This is a genomic window from Aeromicrobium sp. PFPM2_SD2, assembly GCF_057364525.1.
In genome coordinates, this window is the sequence record NZ_JBNFNZ010000205.1 from 1 (window position 1) to 4,240 (window position 4,240).

3 protein-coding genes are annotated in these 4,240 nt (G+C 72.3%); 1 reads left to right on the top strand and 2 read right to left on the bottom strand.

The features are described 5' to 3' along the window. Together AC2W7G_RS10295 and glgX are read right to left on the bottom strand one after the other, a co-directional pair. Positions 1-1,205 (bottom strand): alpha-amylase family glycosyl hydrolase (locus AC2W7G_RS10295; RefSeq protein ID WP_485868348.1); only part of this gene is annotated, 1,205 nt, incomplete at its 3' end. Next, positions 1,202-3,322, bottom strand: coding sequence for a glycogen debranching protein GlgX (gene glgX, locus AC2W7G_RS10300; RefSeq protein WP_485868349.1), 2,121 nt, complete (start codon positions 3,320-3,322; stop codon positions 1,202-1,204). The genes AC2W7G_RS10295 and glgX, both read right to left, overlap by 4 nt. 100 nt (positions 3,323-3,422) lie before the next feature. On the opposite strand from glgX, the gene AC2W7G_RS10305 reads away from it, so the two are divergent. After that, positions 3,423-4,240 (top strand): hypothetical protein (locus AC2W7G_RS10305; RefSeq protein WP_485868350.1); only part of this gene is annotated, 818 nt, incomplete at its 3' end.

The following is a 4,240-nucleotide window of genomic DNA, read 5'->3' on the forward strand; positions in this document are numbered from 1 at the left end:
CGGGTCGCCGGTGACCTGCGCGTCGAGCGCGTCCAGCGCCTCCGGCCAGGTCCGGACGCCGGTCGCGCGCGGTGGCGATCGCCGCCGCCCAGTCGTCCGCGCCCCTCGGGCAGGTACGAGCGGTAGACCCGGTGGGCCACGAACGTCTCGGCGACCGCCTGCCGCGCGGCCTCGGCGTCCACGCCGTCGACGAGGGCGGCGATGCGGCGCACCTCGGCGACGAGGATCTTGTCGGTGACCATGCGGCGGGCGTCGGTCTGCGCCGCACCGAAGTCGGCCGGGACGCCCAGTGCCGCCCCGGCCTCGGCCAGCGCCTCGCGCCCGGTCGGGTCGAAGAACGCGCCGGCGACCTCGTTGAGCGCGTCGTACCCGGTGGTGCCGTCGACCGGCCAGGACGCCGGCAGGTGCTCGCCCGGGTGCAGGATCTTCTCCACCACGATCCAGGCGCCCGGCGCACGGTCGCGCAGCCGCTGGGCATACGCCGTGGGGTCGGCCAGCCCGTCGGGGTGGTCGATGCGCAGCCCGGTCACGAGACCCTCGTCGACCCAGCGCAGGATCTCGGCGTGGACGGCGTCGAACACGTCCTCGAGCTCCACCCGCACCGCCGCGAGGCTGGTGATGTCGAAGAAGCGCCGGTAGCCGAGCTCGGCGTTGCCGCGGCGCCAGCCCACCAGCTCGTAGTGCTGGCGGTCGTGGACGTCCTGCGCGCTGCCGCCCTCGGTGCCGGGCGCCACCGGGAACCGGTGGTCGTAGTAGGCCAGCTCGCCGTCCTCGAGGCGCAGCTCGGCCACGTCGGCGTCGTCGCCGAGCACCGGCAGCAGCAGCCGCGGGCGCGACCAGTCGACGTCGAAGTAGTGCGCGTACGCCGACTCGCGCCCGTGCGTGAGGACGTCCCAGAACCATGGGTTCGCCCGCGGCACCTCGATGCTCATGTGATTGGGCACCACGTCGACGACGACGCCCATGCCGCGCTCGCGCGCCGCCTCGCAGAGCCGGCGCAGTGCGTCCGGCCCGCCCAGCTCGGCGCGCACGCGCGTCGGGTCGGTGACGTCGTAGCCGTGCGTGGACCCGGGCGTGGCCTCCATGACCGGCGACAGGTACAGCGCTCCCACGCCCAGGTCGTGCAGGTACGGGACGACCTCGAGCGCGTCGTCCAGCGTGAAGCCCGGGTGCAGCTGCAGGCGGTAGGTGGACGCGGGGGTCACGACGCCGGACCGCCCACCCGCTGCAGCACGACCAGCGAGCGCGCCGGGAGCGTCGTCGTCGTGCCGGCGTCCAGCGTGTCGCCCGCGCGCTGCCGGACGAGGCCGGTGGACGTGTCGACGACGACCGACCACGCGTCGCCGTAGGGGCCGTCGGGCAGCGTCATCTCGATGTCCTCGAAGTGGGCGTTGAACGCCAGCAGGAACGAGTCGTCGGTGACGCGCATGCCGCGCTCGTCGAGGTCGGCGATGGCATCGCCGTTGAGGAACACCACGATCGACTTGCCGAACGCGTCGTCCCAGTTCTGCGCCTTCATCTCCTCGCCGGCCGGGGTGAACCAGGCGATGTCGCGCAGCTCGTCGCCCGAGCGGATCGGCTTGCCCTGGAAGAAGCGGCGGCGGCGGAAGACCGGGTGCCGGTGGCGGAACCGGGTCAGCTCGCGGGTGAACTCCAGCAGGTCCTCGTGCTCGCGGGCCGCGTCCCAGTCGATCCAGGCGATCTCGTTGTCCTGGCAGTAGGCGTTGTTGTTGCCGCCCTGGCTGCGTCCGATCTCGTCGCCGTGCAGCAGCATCGGGACGCCCTGGCTGAGCAGCATCGTGGCGAGCAGGTTGCGGCTCTGGCGTCCGCGCAGCTCGAGCACCTCGGGGTCGTCGGTCGGCCCCTCGACGCCACAGTTCCAGGAGCGGTTGTCGTCGGCGCCGTCGCGACCCTCCTCGCCGTTGGCCTCGTTGTGCTTCTCGTTGTACGCGACGAGGTCGGCCAGCGTGAAGCCGTCGTGGGCGGTGACGAAGTTGATCGAGGCGTACGGGCGCCGGCCGTTGTCCTGGTACAGGTCCGACGACCCGGTCAGGCGCGAGGCGAACTCGCCGAGCGTGGCCGGCTCGCCGCGCCAGAAGTCGCGCACCGTGTCGCGGTACTGGCCGTTCCACTCGGTCCACTGCGGCGGGAAGTTGCCGACCTGGTACCCGCCGGGGCCGACGTCCCACGGCTCGGCGATGAGCTTGACCTGGCTGACAACCGGGTCCTGCTGGACGAGCTCGAAGAACGCCGACAGCCGGTCGACGTCGTAGAACTCGCGGGCCAGGGTGGACGCGAGGTCGAACCGGAAGCCGTCCACGTGCATCTCGGTCACCCAGTAGCGCAGCGAGTCCATGATGAGCTGCAGCGTGTGCGGGTGGCCGACGTTGAGGCTGTTGCCGGTGCCGGTGTAGTCCATGTAGTGCTGCGGGTCGTCGTCGACGAGGCGGTAGTACGCCTGGTTGTCGATGCCGCGCATCGACAGCGTCGGGCCGAGGTGGTTGCCCTCCGCGGTGTGGTTGTAGACGACGTCGAGGATGACCTCGATGCCCGCCTCGTGCAGCGCGCGCACCATGCCCTTGAACTCCTGGACCTGCTGGCCCGGCGTCGCGGCGTAGGCGTCGTGCGGCGCGAAGAAGCCCAGGGTGTTGTAGCCCCAGTAGTTCTTCAGGCCCTTCTCGACCAGGTAGTGGTCGGTGACGAACTGGTGCACCGGCAGCAGCTCGACGGCGGTGACGCCGAGCTCCTTGAGGTAGCGGACGACCGACGGGTGGGCCAGGCCGCCGTACGTGCCGCGCAGGTGCTCGGGCACGCCCGGGTGGGTCATCGTCATGCCCTTGAGGTGCGTCTCGTAGACCACCGTCTGGTGGTACGGGGTGCGCGGCGGACGGTCGTTGGCCCAGTCGAAGTACGGGTTGGTCACGAGCGAGTACGGCACGTGCCCGGCCGAGTCGGCGTCGTTGGGCTTGGTGTGGTCGTCGAAGTCGTACGCGAACAGCGAGTCGTCCCAGTCGATGCCGTGCGAGAACGCCTTCGCGTAGGGGTCGATGAGCAGCTTGTTCGGGTTGCAGCGCAGCCCCTGCTCGGGGTCGCACGGGCCGTGGACGCGGTAGCCGTACCGCTGGCCGGGACCCACGCCGGGCAGGTAGCCGTGGTGCACGAAGCCGTCCACCTCGTCCAGCCGCACCCGGGTCTCGGTGCCGGCCTCGTCGAACAGGCACAGCTCGACGAAGTCGGCGACCTCCGAGAACAGGGCGAAGTTGGTGCCGACGCCGTCGTACGTGGCGCCGAGCGGGTAGGCACGTCCAGGCCAAGGTCGCACGGGTTCTCCCTCGCAGTGGTGGTGGTCGGCTCCGCGGCCGACGCGTCCATTCGACGGCAGGTGCCCCCGGTCGGCAACCGGAGACCGATAGGTTGCGCGCGTGGACGACGACGTCATCGACGCCTGGTACGTGGCCGTGCGCGCCCGGGACGAGTGGGACGACCCGCAGGCGGTCGTCGCCGCCGAGCTGGCCGCCCTCGAGACGTGCGGCCGGACGCTCGACGGTGCCGTCCTGGGCGCTCCGGGCATCGTCCTCGTGCTCACCCTCGCCGACCTGGCCACCGGCGCGCTGCTCGCCTGGTCCGAGCCCGAGGGCGAGCCGGTCGCCGACGTCGACGTGGCCGTCCTGGCCGAGCGGCTCGGCACGGAGGTCGTGACGCCCGACGACGACGGCCGGCTCGTGGTCGACGGGCACGACCTGCTCGACGTGGCGACGCTCGCAAGCCGCGCCGGCTGGAGCGGCGTCATGCTGTCGCACAAGAAGCCGGGCTACTTCGACGCCTTCGCCGGCGCGGTCGGTGCGCCGCTGCACGCCGCCCGGGTGGGTGACTGGACGCTCCTGGGCCGCGACGCCCCGGACGGCGAGGCCGACGTCGACGTCACCGCGAACCTGAGCAGGGCGTCCCCGATCCGCGGCCGGGCGACGGTGCTGTACCGGCTCGGCCCGACGGCCGGGGTGGGCGTCGTGCACCTCGACGACCTCGACGCGCTGCACGTCTGGGACGCACCGTGGCGCCCGTACGAGCCGGCGTCGCGCCACCGGCTCGACCTCGGCGAGTTCGTCGCCTCGGTCGAGGCCTTCCTGGACGGCGACCTGCCGGACGGCGACCTCGACGACAAGCCCACCGACGGCGCGCTGCTCGTCCGCGCCCACGACCTGGACGACGACGCGGCCCGCGACCTGCGGGCGCTGCTGCG